The organism is Sessilibacter sp. MAH1, assembly GCF_054658315.1.
Map to the genome: position 1 here is coordinate 317,114 of NZ_BAAGIC010000002.1, position 17,665 is coordinate 334,778.

Here is a 17,665-nt window from a genome sequence, read left to right on the forward strand (position 1 = left end):
GTGTAAATTATGCAAATTAAGTTGTGTTGATAGAGATTAGTTGTTTTCTAAAACAGTTAAATAATGAACTAAATCGTGCTTAATGCTCTTTAGTTCATTGTTAATTAAATTGAGCATTGAATTACAACGGTTTATGGTCGCCTCGACGGAAGAGAAGTCGGTGCTATTTATAACAGTATGGTCAGCGTTGAGAATGGATTCCAAATACACATTCAGTTTGTGAGCTAAATTTTCGGTGAATTCATTGGCAATTAGCTCAATGTTTTTTGTTACGTCATTGACATGGATTTCTGCAACTCCATGGGTTTCTGTTGATCTTTGATTAATTAAGTTCTCAAGTGTTGCGTCGATTTCTTCAACAGTTTCTCGGCTTTTATTTGCTAAAGATCTGACCTCGTCAGCGACTACCGCAAAACCACGACCTTCATCACCAGCCCTGGCAGCTTCAATTGCGGCGTTTAAGGCAACTAAATTAATTTGTTCGGTTAATTCGTAAATACCTTCGAACATGGATTGATGGTCTGTATTTTTCGTGTCGTCAGAGTCGTGTAACTTTTCTTGCAATGAGCTCAAAGAGGTAAATATTTGTTCTTTTGTTGTGTTTGCCATCGTTAATAACTGATCGGGCAATTGCTCTAGGAGCTCGAATGGATTTTTATGAGTTTGTTCTTTAAGACCTTTTAACAAAACTTCAGTGGAATTAAGTTGTTTAATCGCCGAGTCTAGTATCGGTTCAAGATCTGTTATTTTGTTCTCATTTGATGATAGATTTTGACGAAACTCGTTAAATTGTTGATGGGTTTTCTCATTATTTAACGCCAAGGTGTTGTTAATAGATTCAAAGACGTCAGTGTAATTTAAGGGTTTACGCAAAGTATTATAATTATCAGACGAGGTAAGGTTGGTAAACAGGTCTTTTATGTACTTGTCGATAGTATCTATTTTTGAACGTGTTTTAATTAATTTTATAAAAATAAAAGCGAATAAGCTTACAAAAACAAAAGATGTTACCGCAAGAATAATAAACCAAATTCTTGATGGAGCATTGTTAGAAACGTCTGTTGAAATATTTTCAACCAACACTGAGTGGTTATTAATATTTGGCTGGCGTTCGTTAACATCAATTAGTGTCGTTGCAGTGTTGATGTCGGTGGGTTGCGCGTCTAAAGGTGTGGATTTTTCTGAAGTAATTGAAGTGTCTAAATCATTACTTGTTGTTTTTACATCTACTTCTGGTATCCAATAATTTTCTGGTGACAGCGACAACAGTTGCGTTTCCGTCTGAATTATATTCTGAGTAATAACAATCCACTCTGTGAATGAAGGGTAGTTAGAGCCATATGAGACAGGCTCTTTTGATAATATTTGACTCATAACTGCATCGTATAACCGAGTGACTTCTGTATAGGATGCTAGCGAGTCTTGATCTAGTCGATTTACCGATTTGAGCGACAAAGAATCATCGATAGTATTTAGTTGAGCAATACCATTTTTTAGATGCGTAATATGTTCCTGAATTTGATGGATTCGGAATTGATCAAAAACGGTGAGTTTTCTTAACAAAAAAGCTTCACTTAAAATTGAATTTAATAACAGCTTTTGATTGATAATTTCCATCTGCTCTAATGAAGAATAGAGTTCGGCAGTGTGAGTGGTTGGATTTTTAATAGCATTGCTTTTTAAATGCTGTAGTAATAGTTGAATGCTTTTGTAATATGCAGCGTTTAGCACATTTATATTATTAAACGTTTTTTCGTCTTTAAATTCAGTGCCATTTTCGGACTGGAGCTGAAGTAGGGTGCTGATAGATCCGTAAAAAACCGTTCTTTGTTGATTTAAGTTTTCTAACTCAATAGCAGCAAGAGATGCGTAATTTGGCAAAAAGTGGTTAAGTTCTTCAAGGCTTTGAGAGTTTATGCTGTATTTATTTTTGTAACGCTGCATTAAGGTTAACAGAGTATTCTTGTTGTCTTTTGCTTGTTCTAAGCCAAATCGATAAAATAAATCGGAAGAATTATGAATGCTTACTGAGTCTGCAACGTTTTTGGTGTCGAAGATAAACCGCGTAATGTCGCTATTATTTAAACCTTGAAAGTTGGTGGTTATAGAGGATTCTTGAAGTAAAATTGGAAGCGTTTGATACACCAATGATAGTTCTTTGGGTGAACTATGGTGGTTGCTAATAGGTGAGTTTTGGGTATTAGATTGTTCTAAAGTTTGGCCGTAAGCAATTGCTGAAATACTAATAATAATTGAAATGAAAATACAAGATGCCATTTTAAATGACATAAAAATTACTCATTTATCAGATTATTCACGGCTTTTTATTGTTTGCCACGAATACGCTGTTTTTATTAAATTCCCAGCGTGGAGTTACTAAATATTCGATAAACCAATGCAGGAATGGCTTGTTCTACTTTTAAAATGCGGGTGCCCAAATTAATAGATTGACAACCCATTTTGTTAAGTAGTTGTATCTCGTAATCAATAAATCCGCCCTCGGGGCCAACAACAAGAGTAATTGGTTCTGTTACGTTCTGTGGACAAGCTTTTTGTGTATTTGGGTGTGCAACAAAGGTTTGTCTACCTTCATTCATTGTATTAAATTCATCTTCTATAAAAGGTTTAAATCTTTTTTTAAGATAAACTTTTGGCAAGATAGTATCTTTACCTTGCTCTAGCCCCAAAACCAACTGTTGCTGAATATTTTCATCCGATAAGTGTGGGCTTTGCCAATAGCTTTTTTCCACTTTGTAGGAGTTGACCAATACTAAATTTTTTATACCCACAGTCGCAACGGTTTGTAAAATTCGGTTGAGCATTTTGGGCCTAGGGAGCGCCAATACTAAATTCAAAGGTGTTTCGTTGGGACTATTTTCTATTAAGGTAATTTTTAACCGAATTTTGTCGTTATAAATCTCACAAACTTCACCAGTGCCCACTTTTTGATTAATTAGACCTACTTTTATCGTCTGATTTTTAGTCACCTTGTGAATAGTCATTAAATGCTGAAAGCGATAATCGTAAATTTCAACGCAATCTTCAGAGATGTAATCAGCGGGGTGAAGGAGTAGGAGGTTCATTGGCGCGAAATAATTCAAATGTAGGGTAAACTGGCCTCCCCACCAGGGCTCGAACCTGGATCTAGGGCTTAGGAGGCCCTCGTTCTGTCCTGTTGAACTATGGGGAGACGTTCGCTGGATTATAACCTCAAGTACTTCTATTAATAAATACTGATTTACGCTCTTATTAGGTTTTGCGATGTGTGGTTGTGAACTGATTTTCCCTGGGCGGTGTAGGCGGTAGGGGTCGATGATTTTCCAAACAACATTTCTTCAACGCGACGAGCACGCTGTTTTCTATAACCAATTAATCGTCCATTAATTAAATTAAGTCGTCTACAGACAAGAATATGTTGCTCCACCTTCTGCCAGAGGCTAGTTAAATCGGCGTGTTCTGCCAAAATACTATCCCAGATTTTCTCACTTTTGGCTCGGCTTAGTGTCTGATCATGATGTGCAGATTGAGACGGTATTTTATCTCTATTTTCTAGAATCCATTGGTCGCGTATTTTGGCGTTGTTTTCGAGTTGATTGATGAATATTTGTTTTTGCTCTACAACGGTGTTGAGCTCTTCTATAATTTTTTGATCTCTATCGGTCAACAATTGATTTTCAGCGTCTAATAATCTCGCCAAATTTAAGGCACTGTTTAACTCTTCTAAGATATGTTGTTTTAATTGTTCATAGTTAATTTCTAAAGTGCCAACCAGATTCATACTGAGCTCCGTTAAATAAACGCTGTAACGTTGACTTACAATAACAAAAGAATAGTCGAAAATTTGCCGTTTTCGTGTTTAAAACGTTACTTTGCAAATAGGTTGCCAAGGCTAATTAGAAATAGAAAATCGCGAGAAATATAACTAACCAACGTACAAAATTAAATTTTTAACGAAAATCGTTCAAACAAAGTACAATTATTCGAAGTAGATGGGATATTCATTATTGAAATGAAAATTTTTTGGAATATTTTGAATAGTTTACACGGTAGATTTAGGAAGTTATTTAGATACATACGGCAATAGGTATCATAAATATTGCGCAAATAATCGATATTCAAAAACAGAATACAATTTAAATACGGCGCTTAAGTAACGAACGTTATTAGCGATATCTATTGTGTATTTGTTAACCCAGAGAGCAATAGACTAATGACGTTAAAGACTGCGTATACAAAGTTAAATACCATCTATAACGCGGTCTGGATTTTAGTCGATTAATACATCGAACTTAATTGGATTTACTGAGTAACGGTATATTTCGATAATTTGCTTTCTGCTTCAAGAGTAGCTCAATATTTCTATAAAGAGTGACTCAGTAAATGTTAAAACAGGTCGTCTTGCTCTAATAATCGATTAGCGATGGATTCTGCATCTATATTAAAAGAACCTTCATTAATAGCCGCCCGTATTTGATCGACACGCTCTTGATTCACGTCGCTAGTAGCAGCAATTGAGTTTTCAATCTGCGAGAGTCTGTTAGCCTGTGGGCTGAGCGTAACGTCTGAAGTAGGGCCTGTGGTGGTATTCGCTCGACCTTGTTGAACAGTTTCAGCTCTAGAATTTGTTTCTAAGCGAGTATTCTCAGAACTGTTTCTCTGCACGTTATTGCTGTTTGAGTTTAGATTGGCATTGTTACCAATAGAGTTAATGGCCATTATCGTTTGCTCGTTGTTTATGTATGAGTTACTGAGGTTAACCCAGATAATTTGATCATGTACTTGGTTTCGGCCAAGTCTTGATAACCTTTAATGGTTTTTTAAATTTTTTCTTTTAGTGTTGGTCTTTAGGGGCATGTGACTAACTCATCCGTGAATTAGTCAGATGACAGAAATTGAAACTGTGATCTCCAATTTCTTCACAATTTCAATCACTTACAGCTCTTTAAATTGGCAACACATCCTTGTGTGCGGGAAACTCTGGGTTAATCTGAGTTTCCTTGAGTTTTATTCTGGATAACTTTCTGTTATAGCGGCTATTTTGTTTAAACGAGCTCGATTTTTGGGGTTTCTATGTTTGGCTGATTGAGTCTCGCTGTGTAATAGGGTCTATCTTTATGATTCTTAACGATTTTTTTTGTGATTCTTTAAGACTAATCATTGTTTTTAAGTCTTAAAGGTTGATATACACATCGCCATTTGATTGCACTGTACCCGAGACAATACGATCACTTCGGTTATTTTTTACACGAATAATCTCCCCAATACGCCCATCCGATAAGGCCGTACCTGTTGTTTCAACAGAGATTACAGATGATGTAGCCATCAGATTAACAATTTGTCCGCGTTTGATAACTTGCGGCATATCCAATAGGGCATCTCTAACAATGTCACCACTTTTGATGTTTCTCTTTAATTCTTTACCTATCACAGGGGTAATCTCTTTGTAATAGCTTTCTCTGATATCACTGATGTCAACCAAATCTATTTTTAAATCGCTTTCTTGAATTAATTTTCCTTTGGAGAGATGATCACTAAATACAACAATTTTCTTATATAACGCGATTTCGGCAATTAAATAAATTGACCATGATTGTGGCGAAGAACAGCTTAATTGTACGGTAAGACGTTTGGAGACAAAATCCGTCGGAAATTTGGCATCTAAATTTGACGAACAAGGTGATAATTTAAGTCGATTATCTGGCGCATTAACGTTAACAACGATTTTGTCAAAATCCTGTTGGTTGGAAATCTTTTCCACAATTTCCTTGTAGGCTATTTGACTTAATATTTGTAAATTCTGATATTCCTCATTTGCCAATGAATGTTTAGCCTGTAAAAAAGCAATAAAAAACACCAACGCTATAATAGTTCTGGGCTTTATGAATAAAGATCTTTCTTTAAGGCCATTAAAAAAAGTTTTTTCTTTCATCTCAAGACGCTTTGTCATTTTTATCCTATTCTCATTATGAGTTTGTTTTTCATTTTGAGATTTAAAGTTTTAGCTACTTGTGTCGATAAAATGTCAACAAATCATAGGTAATTTAGTTTTTGTTCTTACGAGCAATCTCTATGCCGTACGATTTACAACAAATTAGGCAAACCATTTAAGATTTGGTATACCTGAGAGGACTCTCATGGCAGGTGTTTTAGACACGGTTAACCAGCGAACCCAACTTGTGGGCCAAAACAGGCTGGAGTTACTGCTGTTTCGTTTAAAGGGCAAGCAAATTTACGGAATTAACGTTTTTAAAGTTAAAGAAGTGTTGCAGTGTCCGCCATTAAACGAAATACCTAATCGTAACCATATTGTAAGAGGTGTGGCTCATATACGTGGTGGAACAATTTCCATTATGGATATGAATCTCGCAATTGGTCGAACGGAATTAGATGATATTACCAATTGTTTCGTAATCATCACCGAATACAATCGTTCGACACAAGGATTCTTGGTTGCGGCGGTGGAACGCATTGTTAATATCAATTGGGAGTCTATCCATCCGCCACCACGCGGTGCGGGGCGAGAAAACTATCTTACTGCGGTCACCGAAATCGAAAATCAGTTAGTCGAGATTATCGATGTTGAAAAGATTTTGGCAGAAGTTAATCCATTATCTGAAGAAATCAGTAGCGATGTTATTGAAGACGGTATTGCAGAGCGAGTTGTTCAGAAACATGTTTTGATTGTTGATGATTCAACCATTGCACGTAAGCAAATTCAACGTGTTATTGAACAAATGGGTATCAAAACAACACTCAAAAAAGATGGTCGAGAGGCTCTGGAATATTTAGAAGGTCTGGTGGAAGCCGGTAAAAATGTCGAGCAGGAACTCATTCTTGTCATTTCAGATATCGAAATGCCAGAAATGGACGGTTACACGTTTACCGCAGAGGTGCGTGCTAATCCGGCACTTTCGAAATTGCATATCGTTTTACATACATCACTCAGCGGTGTGTTTAACCAAGCAATGGTGAAAAAGGTCGGTGCGGACAGCTTTTTGGCAAAATTCAACCCCGATGATCTCGCCAGACATGTTAATAGTCGAGTTCTGGAAATGACCGGTGAAAGTCTGGTTAATATTGAAGACGAGGAATAACTGAAAGTATTTTGCTGGAAAATACCATGACAACCTCTGATTATCTCTTTTATGATTTAATCAGAGGTTAGAAATTGACAATATTATTTCCAGCTTCTATACCATTTCAATGACTCAGTATTTCTTGTATTAACGACGTATTTTGAGTCGATGAAAACTCTGAATAATTTGGAGTTTCTTATAATTTTTAGAAAACGAATTTCCAATACCTACAATTTGTTTTCCACCTTTGTATGTGGGGCCTCAATTTGAATATATTATCTGGCCAAGACGGAAGTGGATCGAAAAGCGTTGATAGTAAAACCATATCCAGTGATACGCTTTTTGATTCTCCTGCAGAACTTGCGAATTTCTGCGAGTTCTTGGAGAAAATTTGCGGTATTCATTTAAAAGAAAACAAACATTATTTAATTGGTATTAGACTTCGAAAAATACTTGAAGAGTATAAATTAAACTCTACCCGAGATTTAATTAAGAAGCTTGAGTACGGTGCAGACAGCAAACTCAAGCGTGAAGTTATTGACGCTATGACCACCAACGAGACATTCTGGTTTCGTGACTCTTATCCATTTGATTTTTTTGAGAACAAATTTTTGCCAGAGCGTCTTGCTAACACGACTGGAAAGATTCGTATTTGGTCGGCAGCGTGCTCCACAGGACAAGAGCCTTATTCACTGGCAATGCTCACAGAAGAAGTATTGTCACGAAATCCGCAGTGGGCACAACGTCAGATCGAAATCGTTGCGACGGATATTTCGAATAAAGTCTTGGAACAGTGCAAACTTGCTCAATATGATCGCAGTGAAGTCGAGCGCGGTCTGTGCAATCAGCGATTAAAGCGTTACTTTGAACCGGTAGACGATAAGATATGGCAGTTGGCTGAGAAGGTTCGTAAGCGTGTTACGTTTAAAGTTTTAAATCTAAGTGATTCATTTACGAGTTTGGGCAAATTCGACATCATCTACTGTCGAAATGTTTTAATTTATTTTAAGGGTGAATTAAAACAAGATATTTTGACACGCTTGAATCGACAATTATCAAGTAATGGGCTGTTGTTTTTGGGCGCGTCTGAGGGATTGTCTCAAGCTGATAAGCTTTACAATATGATTAATTGTAATCCTGGTATTGTTTACCAAGCTATTCATTAAAAAAGAAGGCCGCAGCCTTCTTTTTTTATTACAATTTACTGTCTATTACAGCGATTAGGGTTGGTTTAAAGACCAATCGTAGGAGTCAGTAATTTTTCCAGAGAAAGAGTTTAGCTTTTCTTGTAATTGTGGCTCAGCATAGAGTTTTAAGTGTTCAATTAAAGATGCATCGGTGCCACCAAAATCTACTTTATACCATTCGTAAATGCTTGAAACTTGCATCTTGTCGCCTTCAATTTTAACGCCGCGTGTATGATTGACGTAATCTTTAGCCGATTGATCTAAAAGTGCTTCGGTATTTTCGGCGGTAAATGCAGTGGCCGATAGGTTAGGGCAGCCCATGCTCGCACAGTTTACCGCGTAATGGATTCGGTTATCTTTCCAAATTGGGCGCAAAATTCCGTGTTCGATGTTGTTGAGCGTTAGAGTTTCGCCTTCAATGGTGATTATTTCTTTGTCCCAAGGGCCAAAACTGAAAAACCCGCCTAATTTTGTAATGGATTTTACCGGATAGTTGTCCAAAATTAGATTAACGGTTAACGCATTGTAGAGATTAATCCAATAGGCTTTTTGTTCGGCTAGGCTATATTCACGTGGGTCGGTCTTTTTAAGATCGTTGATGTAGGATTCCAAGGCGCTTTTGTCGGCCTTAGAAACTGCCTTGTAATTAAAACGATTAATACCACTTGGATGGTTTGACACTAGGTATGCGTCTAAGACGGTTTGCCATTTGCTGTGGTCAATGGTGTTTGTGTTTTCTTCGTCACTCTCGTCCCAAAAATCGATTAATTCTGAGGTGGGTGCTGCGTGCACATTCACCGACAGAATTAAACTGCTTAATACGAGTAAAAATGCAGAAAATACCACGGTTAGGTTATTTTTTTGCCAATTTAGCATGATGTTTTCCTATAACTTCAGTTCAAAAATTGCTTGTCCGTGTGACCTGTAAAAATCTTAAAAGTTAACTTTTTTCCGATCGTTTCATGTAAATTTCATCTTTTGTTATATTTTCGGCCCACCACAGATTAAAAATCATTCCAAGAATACCTTTACCCGCACCAATAACCCCCGATAAAGTCCCGCTAATTTTAGATTTACCAATACGTTTTAGTGAATCTACGGGTATTTCTTCAATGCTAAAGCCCATCTGAATAGCCTTAACTTGCATTTCTACGGTCCAACCAAAACTACGATCGCGCATTTTTAGCGTATTGAGCGATTGTTTACGAATAGCTCGAAATGGCCCTAAATCGGTAATATTGGCTTTCCAGAGTAGTCTAATTAGAAACGTCGCCAGTTGATTACCAAACAGCTGAGGCGGCGTTAAAGCACCTTTCGATATTTTCCCTTTAACGCGAGTGCCAATCACCAAATCTTGCTCATGATCAATGAGCGTGGTGATTAGAGGAACACTTTGAGCGCTTACACAAGAATGGTCGCCGTCGATGAACAATACAATAGATGATTCCGCATTCAGGTATTCCATGGCTTTTAGGCAGGCTGCGCCATAACCTTTTTCAGGCTGGTGAACCACAAAAGCTCCGGCATTGATAGCAACCTGCGTTGAATTATCAACAGAGCCGTTATCGCAAACGATAATTTCGTCTATGAGCAGAGAATCGTCGGGATTTTTAAGGGCTAGAAGCTCTTCAACCACTAAGCCTATGGCGGATTCTTCATCAAGAACGGGAATGATGACGGAGATGAAATGGGATTTGTACATTACATGGGTAATCTGTGGACACTCTTTGTACAAGCAGAGTCTGTACAGAGTCTGTAATTGAAGCTAATAAGAAGCTATAAATAAAAAGCCCTGAAATTCAGGGCTTTTTTGTATCTGTACGAAGTTATACGTACGGATCTCTGATAAAAACTGCTTACTTGTCTAATTTGTAACGCTTGGCCAAGTAGAAAACAACATCTTTGCGTTGTTGCTCGTCCAATTTCGCTAACAATTCTTCATTGGTGTAAAGAGCTTCAATAACGGCTTTGGCTTGCTCTTGATCCAGCTTTTTACCGGGAAGAGGACATTTTTTACAGGCAACTTTACGGTTGAAATTACGCTTACCTTTATCGTAAGGGCTATCTACAGTTGGGGTAGGCGCTGACGAAAATGATCCGGATGCGAAGGCTTCTGCACCAAATAACATAGCAGCTATAACGGTGAATGCCATGGTAAATTTGCGGGCAACAGTTAGTATCATATTGAACTCCAATCTGGATTTTATAATTAGTTGAATGTTGTTTTAGGCAAAGAGACCGTGAAACCACTGCTATAAAGCAGAAACGCTTACTTTATGTGTTACAGCAAGTCACACCCAAAATGTTGGAAAGTCTCGATGCGTTAATAATGGTTAAGATTCTAATCGATAAGTTTGTGTTGTTTCTAGGCCATCGATCGTCTGACTATCACAATTCACTAACATATTCCGAATTTGATCATTTTGGGCAAACTCGGAGTCATCAAAATGTCATAGAAGCCTAAGACTGTGAGAAAGACCAAAGAGTTGCCTAATGATTCATTAGCCGTAGATGTATGAATACAATATTGCCGTAGATTTTTTGTAATTAATTGAAATTGTTAAAAAATCAGCCTAGTTCTGTTGCTGGGATGTTTTGTCAGGTCACTTGAGTTTAACAGTACAGGGTATACCTTTGTGATGCTTATATGAAAGTTCACATGTGTTGCTTTGCGTAAATCATGGGGTATTTAAGGTTAATTCTCTGGCCGCGAGGGATGAATCTGAGTTTTATTCGCTTTTTATAAATAACGAATTTCGAATATCAAGACGTAGTGTTTTTGGGGATTAAATCCTTCCGAATATTCTGCTTAAAAAGTCTGAAAGTACCAATTCACAAGTCAAGTAATGATAAAATCAACGTTTGCCTAAGTTTGATAACCGTCTATGTTCAGTTTATCTCGACACCATCCGCTATTAAATACCGAAAAATATCTCATTCATGTGTGCGGAATTGTTGTCAGCGTTTGCTTGTATCTATTGTTTAGTGCCGCAGGCTCGGAAGGATTTCCCAGCTTGCCTCTTTTTTACTCAGTTATGGCATTGGTCTTTAGTTGTTCAGTTATTGCGGCGATATCTATCCAAAGCAATGAAATAATCCTAAGGTCGTCATCATTATTGATAGTTTCTGCGGTTTTTACTTGGCCTGTCATATTTCGGTTAATAGCTGTTCAGTTTTATCCTGTTTTTGAAGATGATCATTACCGTTTTTTATGGGATGGGTACGTATTTTTTGAATATGCTACGCCTTACGGTGTTGCACCCAGCGAGTTTTTTGGCAATAACTCTGTACCTAGTAGTATGGAAGATATTTTGGGTGGTATTAATTATCCCGATATTCCGACAATTTATGGGCCAGTTACCGAACTTATTTTTCTCTTAAGTTATTGGTTATTCCCCGCCGATATTTTTGGCTTGCAGTTGTTATCTGCATTGTTCGATTTAGGCGTTATTGGTGTGTTATGGCGAGTCGCACCTAGGTGGGGAGCTGTTCTTTATGCCTGGAGCCCATTAATTATCAAAGAATTTTCTTTAACAGCGCATCCCGATATTTACGCGGTGTTTTTTTTGGGTGTCAGTTTTTTATGTTTAAAGAAAAATTATCAAGTTGCGTGCATGGTATTTTTAGCGATTGCTGTGTGTACGAAAGTCTTTGCAATTTTGCTGGTACCGTTATTCGCTATTCGTTGCCGGTGGTTTACGTGGCCTATATTTGTCGTCGTAGTTGGCGCCATTTACGCGCCTTTTTATTATCTAAATAACGCAGATCTGTATGGTTTATTTGCGTTTGCGCAAAATTGGCAATTTAATGGTTCGATTGTTGTTTTGCTTAATCAAATATTCGATATTCACACAACGAAAATCATAACCGCATTATTATTTTGTTGTTTGTATGCTGTGTATTGGTTTTACTTTGTGCTTGGCAAAAAAGCCGACATTCGTGGTGATTGGGTTTTTGCGGTATTCTTTTTATTAGCGCCTGTTGTAAATGCTTGGTATCTCGTCTGGTTGCTGTTTTTTGCCGCAATATATCCTTCGCTATGGGCTTGGTTTGCATCGTTCATGATCTTACTGTCATACGTTAATGGCTTCAATATTCTGGATGGAACTCTTGAGTTATACGAACAACCTCATTGGGCCCGGTGGCTGGAGTATGGGAGTGTTATCGCGGTTTGGGTAATTGAAGTGATTGTAATTCGAACATCAAGTGAATTACGAGCGCAGAAAAAAGCTCCCAGCTTGTAAGTTTTTAACGAAAACTCTGATTAACGTAGAGTTTCTGCGGCACAAGGATGTGTAGGCAATGGCGAGATATGGTAAGTAGTTGAAATGGTGAAGAAATTGAGCATTGTATTGTCAATTTTGTCCTCTGATCAAACCATGGCGGATTTAGTCAGAGGTTCCTAACCGTTACTCTTACGCTTCAAATAACTGTTACGCTTCAGATAGCTGTACTAGAAACTTAATTACAATTGATATAATTAAACTTTCATAATTTCTAATTATTTTTATTTTTACATTATAAAAATCTATTTTTTTGAGCAATATAAAAAATTCTGTGGAGCAGGATTTTATTTCCTGTCTTAATGCTTGAAATAATCAAATAAAATGTGTTTGAAAAATTAGTCACAATTGAATTAATTTCTTGGCAAATTGTGCAAGAATGCTATCTGATATGGTTCAGAGCCTGATTTAATTTCACTATAGTTTTTATAAGCCTTTCTGGGGTTCTCTACAAGCCGCGCCATTTCTGGCTTTGTGTAATTCTTTGTGCGACATACTGCCAATCTGTGAGCCTTTTAGATAAATACAGTTTCGTAGTAGAATATTTAAAATTTATTTAAAAGTGTTTTTTGATAGCTAATAACTTTATTATCAGCTGTAAGATGGATCAGGTAAATCTTTCTGAGCTATCCCAATTAGAGCTGTAATAAACCTAGTGTTGGCGGCATTGTGTATGTTTGTCTAAAAGTTGCTACAGAAAACGGTCAGGTTTATTTGTTGATATTCAACCGTTTTTTACAGCATTGTGATGAAGCTGTTGGGTACATTAAGTTGTATTTAGGAATTTTTTATCATGGTCAATATTTTTAATATTTTTAGAAAAAAAACCAAAGATCCATCTGAGCTTTGGCAAGAAACCGAAATGTTGTTAAAGCCTTACGAGAAACCAATGTGGGCGCCGAAAGTTGGCAATAGTGAGGTGAGTTATCTCTTTTCTAAGTTTTCGGGTAAAGCCGCTTTGGTTGCTAAAGAAACTTGGCCTGCCTGTAAACGCTGTAAATCACCTATGCAGTTGTTGGTACAGCTAAATGCAAAACAATTTCCTGCTGAGATGAAATCACCATTTGGCGAGGGCATTTTGCAATTATTCTGTTGTGATCAATGTTCTAAAAGTTTAGAAGACATTAAAGAACTCCCTGAGATCAGTTTGGTGCGCGTGCTTGATCCGAAAACTCAAGATTTAACCGGTGTAGAGTCTTTACCAAAAACCTTTTCTACTCCGGAAAAGCCTATTGACGGCTGGGAAGAGAGCGTTGATTATCCAAATACCGCCAAATTAAAGAGTTTAGGTTGCGACTTAAAAGTCGATCAGGCAGCGTTGCTAACCGAAAAAGGTTTTCCAAAGGTTCAAGACAAGTTAATGGGGTGGCCAAATTGGGTGCAGGGTATTAAGTATCCAAAATGCAGCCAGTGTGGCAGCGCAATGAAGCTTGTGATTCAAATTGCGCCGCAAGATAACTTGAATATTGAATTACCGGGTGGCCAATGTATGCACGTAATTCAATGCGATAAACACAAGTCTGAGATTGTGGTTGTTTAAACTTGCGGTTTACGATTGTTATTGAGTGTAGTCGATATTAATTTTGTTCGACATTAATGTCTGCTTGGTATTAATGTCGTTCGAGTTTTTGCTAAAAACAGCTTGGAAACACCCAAGCTGTTTTTCGTTGGCGTAACACATTTACATTTTCTAGGCGGATTAGTTTTTACCGTATTTGTGGGTCGAGTTTAATCAGCGTATTCTTTCTTTATATGCATGTACTACTAGGTGTTTTGTGTAATCCAAACCCATTCTGCAAGCGCAAGTATCGCAAAAAGAGCGCTGCATATTTGCCAGAAAAGTATTGGATTTCTCTCCAGTAATGGTTGTTGTTGGTGTTGGACGATAAATTCTTGATTGGGGTTTTTAAGGTCACGAATTATTTCCGACATTGCACAGTAGCGATTGGCTGGATTGGCATTACATGCCTTTTGCAAGGTTAAATCTAACCATTTGGGTGAATCGGGAATCCATTTAATTAATGGAATGTACTCCCAGTCTGAATATCGTGTGCGAGCTTTTAGCTGATATTCGTTGCCTTGGTAAGGTAATTTTCCGGTTAATAACTCATAGATAATTACGCCCAGCGAAAAAATATCCGATTGATGGTTGCTAACGTTATGCAGTAATGATTCGGGTGCAACATAACCCACGGTGCCGACGGGAACGTCTTCGGCTATATCTTGATTTAATTCGGAAATGCTATCGACTTTTGCCGCTCCAAAATCAATTAATTTAACTTTATAATTCTCATCAATCATGATGTTTTCGGGTTTTAGATCGCGATGAATAATGTTCAACCGTTGCAGGGCGCGAATACTTTCCACTAATTCAATAATAATTGGACGTATTTTCGCTAAACTTGGATTGGGATTTTCTCGCATCCATTGGCGTAATGTGATGCCGTGAATTGCCTCGCAAACGTGATATAAAAATCGACTCTCTTGCGACGGATTATGAATTTTCATCACAGAAGAGTGGTTAACCTTTTGGCCAATCCATCGCTCCAACATAAATCCCTGAAGATAAAGAGTATCTTCAGTAAAATTCTGTGACGGTGCTTTTAGCACAACCTGTCGCTTAGTTTCTAAATCCCGTGCCCAATAAACATGACTTCTGCTGCCGGAATGCAAAATCTCTTCAATGTAATATTGATCAATTTTATTGCCCTTGTGCATGGCGGGTGGAATTACCAGAGCCGACAGCTTTTTTTGCAGTTCTTCTTGGGTTTCGGTGGGAACTTCGTTCACCTTCACCAATAAGCAGGTGCAATTATCGTCGCTGCCTTGTTCTAAAGCCTGCGCAATAATGTTGGCTACACAAGCATTCAGCGATAGATGCTGAGTATTTATTAAATTTAGAATTTGTTGATCGTCTAAAAATCCACTTACACCGTCAGTGGTCAACAAAAAATAATCATTTGCTTTAATATCGGTCGTTAAATAATCCACCTCAAGCATGGGGTCCATGCCCATTGCTCGGTAAAGAACATGCTTTCGGCTCTGATATCGATGCGTATGGTCGCGCGTTAGTTGCTCAATTTCTTGGTTGCGGATGCGATACACACGGCTGTCACCAATGTGAAAAATATACGCAGTGGTTGATTTTAGAATAATTGAGCTGAAGGTTGTAACTAAACTGCTTTCATCGGGGGAACAGTTACGTCCTTGATGATTGAGCCAAGCATTTAACGAAAGTAATACTTGAGCGGCACTTTTTTTAACCGACCAAGAAGGTGGGGTGCTGTAATAATCGTTAATAAATCCGTTAACGCTAACGTTTGCGGCCTCTCTAGCGCGTTTACTGGCGCTTACGCCGTCGGCAATGCAAAGCACGGTACCTTTTACAGTTTGATCGTTATAACTGGGTGTAAATGCCGCAAAAGCATCTTGGTTGTGGGGTTTAATACCGGCTTTGGTAACGCCTGCGTATTCAACTTTGAGTTGTTTTAGTTGAAGTGATTCTGAGAACAGTGCCATAAAGAATTATTGCCAGCACCCATAAAGGTGCTGGCCATGCCGAATTAACTTTTAGCAACATCAATCATGGTGATGCTACCGTCTTCTGCAACTTCGGTAATTTGTCCTTTAGGTTCGTCTAGGAACAATAAGGCAACAAAACCTAATACCGCTGTAGCAGCAATTACGTAGAAAAATTGGCTGTAATCTACAAGGGTTAACACGGTTAAGTAAATAACAGCACCCACGTTGCCGTAAGCGCCAGTCATACCGGCAATTTGGCCAGTAAGTCTGCGTTTAATTAAAGGAACCACCGCAAACACAGCGCCTTCGCCAGACTGTACAAAGAAAGAACAGGTCATTGCTGCAACAACCGCTAACCAAAGTGGCCAGGTGCTATCAACGCTACCCATCAAGAAGTAACCAACGGCTAAACCGGCGGTAAGAATTAAAAGCGTTGGTTTGCGGCCAAATTTATCGGATAACCAACCACCACCTGGGCGCGACATTAAGTTCATGAAGGCATACGCCGAGGCAACCAAGCCCGCTTTTACAGGGTCTAGCTCGAAGGTTTCTGAGAAGAACAGCGGCAACATAGAAACTACGGCTAATTCAGAGCCAAAGGTAGCAAAGTATAAGATATTCAATACAGCAACCTGCTTGAAGCTGTAGCGATGAATTTCTGGTACGGGTTCTTTGAAGATATGGCCGTTAACTTTCCATACCTGAATTAATTCATACACATACAAAATGGCAAGGCCAACATAAATGGCAGTAACCACATTTTGAGACAAGAGTTTTACGCCCGTTGGCGAAAGCTTCCAAGTAAGTACCGCTAGCGCAAAGTACATGGGTAGCTTCATGATAATTAAAAAGAAAAAGTCGCCTTTTGACGTGACTTCCATAGCGCCTAAGTTTTTAGGGCGGAAATAAGTTGAGCCTTTAGGTGTATCAGAAATATTTGCCCAGAAAATAAAGGCATAAAATAAACTGATGAAACCGGTAATGCCCATCGCGTAACGCCAGCCGTCATCGCCGCCGAACATTACCGCAACGGTTGGTAATGTGAATGCCGCCGCCGCCGAGCCAAAGTTACCCCAGCCGCCGTAAATGCCTTCTGCGGTACCTAATTCGTTGTGTGGGAACCATTCAGACACTAAGCGAATGCCGATAACGAAACCTGCGCCGATTAAACCTAAGGCAAAACGAGCAATTGCTGCTTGTACAAAGTTGTCGGCAACGGCGAACATAAAGCAGGGAATAGAACAGACCACAAGCAGTGCGGTGTAGGTGATACGTGGGCCGTATTTATCAGTGAGCATACCAATCACAATTCGCGCCGGAATCGTAAATGCTACGTTTAATATCAATAAGGTTTTAACTTCTTCTGTTGTTAAACCTAAAGATGCTTTAACGGCTTGAAGCAACGGAGCAAAGTTAAACCAAACTGCAAAGGTAATGAAGAAAGCGATCCAGCTGAGGTGGAGAATTTTCATCTTCCCGGAGAAGGAAAAGAGATTCAGTCCTGATGATTGGCTCATGTTAGCTACCCAATAATTTTGAATTACAATTGATATTGTACAATCAAAAATTGAGCCTATTTTTATAACTTATTGATATT

At 38.3% G+C, this 17,665-nt stretch carries 14 protein-coding genes, 1 tRNA gene and 1 pseudogene; 4 read left to right on the forward strand and 12 right to left on the reverse strand.

Annotated elements, in window-relative coordinates:
* Positions 1-36: 36 nt before the first annotated feature.
* The 6 genes from ACYQ28_RS03300 to flgA form a co-directional block, all read right to left on the reverse strand.
* A complete protein-coding gene (locus tag ACYQ28_RS03300) occupies positions 37-2,289 on the reverse strand; it encodes a methyl-accepting chemotaxis protein (RefSeq protein ID WP_460048060.1) in 2,253 nt (750 codons plus the stop codon).
* A gap of 65 nt (positions 2,290-2,354) precedes the next feature.
* A complete protein-coding gene (locus ACYQ28_RS03305; protein ID WP_460048061.1) occupies positions 2,355-3,083 on the reverse strand; it encodes a 16S rRNA (uracil(1498)-N(3))-methyltransferase in 729 nt (242 codons plus the stop codon).
* Between the two features lie 31 nt (positions 3,084-3,114).
* A tRNA-Arg gene (locus ACYQ28_RS03310) sits at positions 3,115-3,190 on the reverse strand.
* A gap of 48 nt (positions 3,191-3,238) precedes the next feature.
* Positions 3,239-3,778 (reverse strand): flagella synthesis protein FlgN, encoded by a 540-nt coding sequence (locus ACYQ28_RS03315; RefSeq protein WP_460048063.1) that lies wholly within the window; start codon positions 3,776-3,778, stop codon positions 3,239-3,241.
* 605 nt (positions 3,779-4,383) lie between these two features.
* Entirely contained in the window at positions 4,384-4,716 is a 333-nt protein-coding gene (flgM, locus tag ACYQ28_RS03320; RefSeq protein ID WP_460048064.1) for a flagellar biosynthesis anti-sigma factor FlgM, read from the reverse strand.
* Between the two features lie 454 nt (positions 4,717-5,170).
* The gene (gene flgA, locus ACYQ28_RS03325) at positions 5,171-5,947 is read right to left on the reverse strand and encodes a flagellar basal body P-ring formation chaperone FlgA (protein ID WP_460048066.1); all 777 of its coding nucleotides are present in this window, start codon (positions 5,945-5,947) and stop codon (positions 5,171-5,173) included.
* Between the two features lie 187 nt (positions 5,948-6,134).
* Here flgA and ACYQ28_RS03330 point away from each other — a divergent pair, with 187 nt between their 5' ends.
* Positions 6,135-7,094 carry a chemotaxis protein CheV gene (locus ACYQ28_RS03330; RefSeq protein ID WP_460048068.1) on the forward strand — a complete coding sequence of 320 codons (960 nt, stop codon included), beginning with the start codon at positions 6,135-6,137 and terminating at the stop codon, positions 7,092-7,094.
* Between the two features lie 187 nt (positions 7,095-7,281).
* Here ACYQ28_RS03330 and ACYQ28_RS03335 read toward each other — a convergent pair.
* Positions 7,282-7,461, reverse strand: a pseudogene (locus ACYQ28_RS03335) (hypothetical protein); the annotation flags it as partial.
* Between ACYQ28_RS03335 and ACYQ28_RS03340 the strand changes: the two are divergent.
* Positions 7,400-8,242: a CheR family methyltransferase gene (locus ACYQ28_RS03340; protein WP_460048124.1), complete on the forward strand. Its 843-nt coding sequence runs from the start codon at positions 7,400-7,402 to the stop codon at positions 8,240-8,242. The pseudogene ACYQ28_RS03335 and the gene ACYQ28_RS03340 overlap by 62 nt on opposite strands.
* Positions 8,243-8,296: 54 nt before the next feature.
* Here ACYQ28_RS03340 and ACYQ28_RS03345 read toward each other — a convergent pair whose 3' ends face one another.
* From ACYQ28_RS03345 to ACYQ28_RS03355, 3 genes are all read right to left on the reverse strand, one after another.
* The gene (locus ACYQ28_RS03345; RefSeq protein WP_460048069.1) at positions 8,297-9,139 is read right to left on the reverse strand and encodes a DUF547 domain-containing protein; all 843 of its coding nucleotides are present in this window, start codon (positions 9,137-9,139) and stop codon (positions 8,297-8,299) included.
* Between the two features lie 64 nt (positions 9,140-9,203).
* Positions 9,204-9,965, reverse strand: coding sequence for a glycosyltransferase family 2 protein (locus tag ACYQ28_RS03350; protein ID WP_460048070.1), 762 nt, complete (start codon positions 9,963-9,965; stop codon positions 9,204-9,206).
* A gap of 154 nt (positions 9,966-10,119) precedes the next feature.
* Entirely contained in the window at positions 10,120-10,446 is a 327-nt protein-coding gene (locus tag ACYQ28_RS03355) for a hypothetical protein (RefSeq protein ID WP_460048072.1), read from the reverse strand.
* A 702-nt stretch (positions 10,447-11,148) separates the two neighbouring features.
* Here ACYQ28_RS03355 and ACYQ28_RS03360 point away from each other — a divergent pair.
* Together ACYQ28_RS03360 and ACYQ28_RS03365 are read left to right on the forward strand one after the other, a co-directional pair.
* Positions 11,149-12,507 carry a hypothetical protein gene (locus ACYQ28_RS03360; RefSeq protein WP_460048073.1) on the forward strand — a complete coding sequence of 453 codons (1,359 nt, stop codon included), beginning with the start codon at positions 11,149-11,151 and terminating at the stop codon, positions 12,505-12,507.
* An 832-nt stretch (positions 12,508-13,339) separates the two neighbouring features.
* Positions 13,340-14,086: a DUF1963 domain-containing protein gene (locus tag ACYQ28_RS03365; RefSeq protein ID WP_460048074.1), complete on the forward strand. Its 747-nt coding sequence runs from the start codon at positions 13,340-13,342 to the stop codon at positions 14,084-14,086.
* Between the two features lie 224 nt (positions 14,087-14,310).
* Here ACYQ28_RS03365 and ACYQ28_RS03370 read toward each other — a convergent pair whose 3' ends face one another.
* Positions 14,311-16,065 (reverse strand): protein kinase domain-containing protein, encoded by a 1,755-nt coding sequence (locus tag ACYQ28_RS03370; RefSeq protein WP_460048075.1) that lies wholly within the window; start codon positions 16,063-16,065, stop codon positions 14,311-14,313.
* A gap of 44 nt (positions 16,066-16,109) precedes the next feature.
* Positions 16,110-17,585, reverse strand: coding sequence for a NarK family nitrate/nitrite MFS transporter (locus tag ACYQ28_RS03375; protein ID WP_460048076.1), 1,476 nt, complete (start codon positions 17,583-17,585; stop codon positions 16,110-16,112).
* Positions 17,586-17,665 lie beyond the last annotated feature (80 nt).

What these genes read in the sequence shown, in the direction of transcription:
- ACYQ28_RS03300 (WP_460048060.1), bottom strand. Translation starts at nt 2,289, where the DNA reads ATGTCATTTAAAATGGCATCTTGTATTTTCATTTCAATTATTATTAGT.
- ACYQ28_RS03305 (WP_460048061.1), bottom strand. Translation starts at nt 3,083, where the DNA reads ATGAACCTCCTACTCCTTCACCCCGCTGATTACATCTCTGAAGATTGC.
- ACYQ28_RS03315 (WP_460048063.1), bottom strand. Translation starts at nt 3,778, where the DNA reads ATGAATCTGGTTGGCACTTTAGAAATTAACTATGAACAATTAAAACAA.
- flgM (WP_460048064.1), bottom strand. Translation starts at nt 4,716, where the DNA reads ATGGCCATTAACTCTATTGGTAACAATGCCAATCTAAACTCAAACAGC.
- flgA (WP_460048066.1), bottom strand. Translation starts at nt 5,947, where the DNA reads ATGACAAAGCGTCTTGAGATGAAAGAAAAAACTTTTTTTAATGGCCTT.
- ACYQ28_RS03330 (WP_460048068.1), top strand. Translation starts at nt 6,135, where the DNA reads ATGGCAGGTGTTTTAGACACGGTTAACCAGCGAACCCAACTTGTGGGC.
- ACYQ28_RS03345 (WP_460048069.1), bottom strand. Translation starts at nt 9,139, where the DNA reads ATGCTAAATTGGCAAAAAAATAACCTAACCGTGGTATTTTCTGCATTT.
- ACYQ28_RS03350 (WP_460048070.1), bottom strand. Translation starts at nt 9,965, where the DNA reads ATGTACAAATCCCATTTCATCTCCGTCATCATTCCCGTTCTTGATGAA.
- ACYQ28_RS03355 (WP_460048072.1), bottom strand. Translation starts at nt 10,446, where the DNA reads ATGATACTAACTGTTGCCCGCAAATTTACCATGGCATTCACCGTTATA.
- ACYQ28_RS03360 (WP_460048073.1), top strand. Translation starts at nt 11,149, where the DNA reads ATGTTCAGTTTATCTCGACACCATCCGCTATTAAATACCGAAAAATAT.
- ACYQ28_RS03365 (WP_460048074.1), top strand. Translation starts at nt 13,340, where the DNA reads ATGGTCAATATTTTTAATATTTTTAGAAAAAAAACCAAAGATCCATCT.
- ACYQ28_RS03370 (WP_460048075.1), bottom strand. Translation starts at nt 16,065, where the DNA reads ATGGCACTGTTCTCAGAATCACTTCAACTAAAACAACTCAAAGTTGAA.
- ACYQ28_RS03375 (WP_460048076.1), bottom strand. Translation starts at nt 17,585, where the DNA reads ATGAGCCAATCATCAGGACTGAATCTCTTTTCCTTCTCCGGGAAGATG.